Below are 1,864 nucleotides of genomic sequence, written 5' to 3'. Positions count from 1 at the left end.
TTTTGGTCTTGCGACCTAAACTCTTTAAATATTTACAGCGTTTCGGTTTATTTTCTTGTTACTATTTGATATAGATATTCAATTTTCAATGTTCAATCTTAACACCCTTACAGTGTTAATGGAGCCTAGCGGGATCGAACCGCTGACCTCCTGCGTGCAAAGCAGGCGCTCTCCCAGCTGAGCTAAGGCCCCACAAGACCTCTCAAAACTAAACAAGACCAACGTACAGGTTTCCATTTCCTTAGAAAGGAGGTGATCCAGCCGCACCTTCCGATACGGCTACCTTGTTACGACTTCACCCCAATCATCTATCCCACCTTAGGCGGCTGGCTCCTTACGGTTACCTCACCGACTTCGGGTGTTACAAACTCTCGTGGTGTGACGGGCGGTGTGTACAAGGCCCGGGAACGTATTCACCGCGGCGTGCTGATCCGCGATTACTAGCGATTCCGACTTCATGTAGGCGAGTTGCAGCCTACAATCCGAACTGAGACTGGCTTTAAGAGATTAGCTTGCCGTCACCGACTCGCGACTCGTTGTACCAGCCATTGTAGCACGTGTGTAGCCCAGGTCATAAGGGGCATGATGATTTGACGTCATCCCCACCTTCCTCCGGTTTATTACCGGCAGTCTCGCTAGAGTGCCCAACTGAATGATGGCAACTAACAATAGGGGTTGCGCTCGTTGCGGGACTTAACCCAACATCTCACGACACGAGCTGACGACAACCATGCACCACCTGTCACCTCTGTCCCGAAGGAAAACTCTATCTCTAGAGCGGTCAGAGGGATGTCAAGACCTGGTAAGGTTCTTCGCGTTGCTTCGAATTAAACCACATGCTCCACCGCTTGTGCGGGCCCCCGTCAATTCCTTTGAGTTTCAACCTTGCGGTCGTACTCCCCAGGCGGAGTGCTTAATGCGTTAGCTACGGCACTGAGTCCCGGAAAGGACCCAACACCTAGCACTCATCGTTTACGGCGTGGACTACCAGGGTATCTAATCCTGTTTGCTCCCCACGCTTTCGAGCCTCAGCGTCAGTTACAGACCAGAGAGCCGCTTTCGCCACCGGTGTTCCTCCATATATCTACGCATTTCACCGCTACACATGGAATTCCACTCTCCCCTTCTGCACTCAAGTTAAACAGTTTCCAAAGCGTACTATGGTTAAGCCACAGCCTTTAACTTCAGACTTATCTAACCGCCTGCGCTCGCTTTACGCCCAATAAATCCGGATAACGCTCGGGACCTACGTATTACCGCGGCTGCTGGCACGTAGTTAGCCGTCCCTTTCTGGTAAGTTACCGTCACAGTGTGAACTTTCCACTCTCACACTCGTTCTTCTCTTACAACAGAGCTTTACGATCCGAAAACCTTCTTCACTCACGCGGCGTTGCTCGGTCAGGGTTGCCCCCATTGCCGAAGATTCCCTACTGCTGCCTCCCGTAGGAGTCTGGGCCGTGTCTCAGTCCCAGTGTGGCCGATCACCCTCTCAGGTCGGCTATGTATCGTCGCCTTGGTGAGCCGTTACCTCACCAACTAGCTAATACAACGCAGGTCCATCTCTTAGTGATGCAATTGCACCTTTCAAATCAATATCATGCGATATCGACTTTTATGCGGTATTAGCTATCGTTTCCAATAGTTATCCCCCGCTAAGAGGCAGGTTACCTACGCGTTACTCACCCGTTCGCAACTCATCCGCTCGGTGCAAGCACCAAGCTTCAGCGTTCTACTTGCATGTATTAGGCACGCCGCCAGCGTTCATCCTGAGCCAGGATCAAACTCTCATTAAAATAATTGTTTGTCTTAAACTCATTCTGTCACTGACAGATTTATTGTTTTTTTATTGTTCAGTTACTATAAC

Annotated in this window: 1 tRNA gene and 1 rRNA gene; both read right to left on the bottom strand. The window is 50.3% G+C overall.

The features are described from left to right. Positions 1-119 precede the first annotated feature (119 nt). Positions 120-192 (bottom strand) — tRNA-Ala (locus HMPREF2918_RS00205). A 53-nt stretch (positions 193-245) separates the two neighbouring features. Continuing rightward, a 16S ribosomal RNA gene (locus tag HMPREF2918_RS00200) occupies positions 246-1,793 on the bottom strand. Between the last annotated feature and the right edge of the window lie 71 nt (positions 1,794-1,864).

Origin of the sequence: Streptococcus sp. HMSC065C01 (assembly GCF_001813525.1) — a bacterium.
GTDB lineage: Bacteria > Bacillota > Bacilli > Lactobacillales > Streptococcaceae > Streptococcus > Streptococcus parasanguinis_V.
The sequence above is the reverse complement of the archived record's forward strand: the minus strand, read 5'-3'. Positions and strand labels throughout refer to the sequence as shown.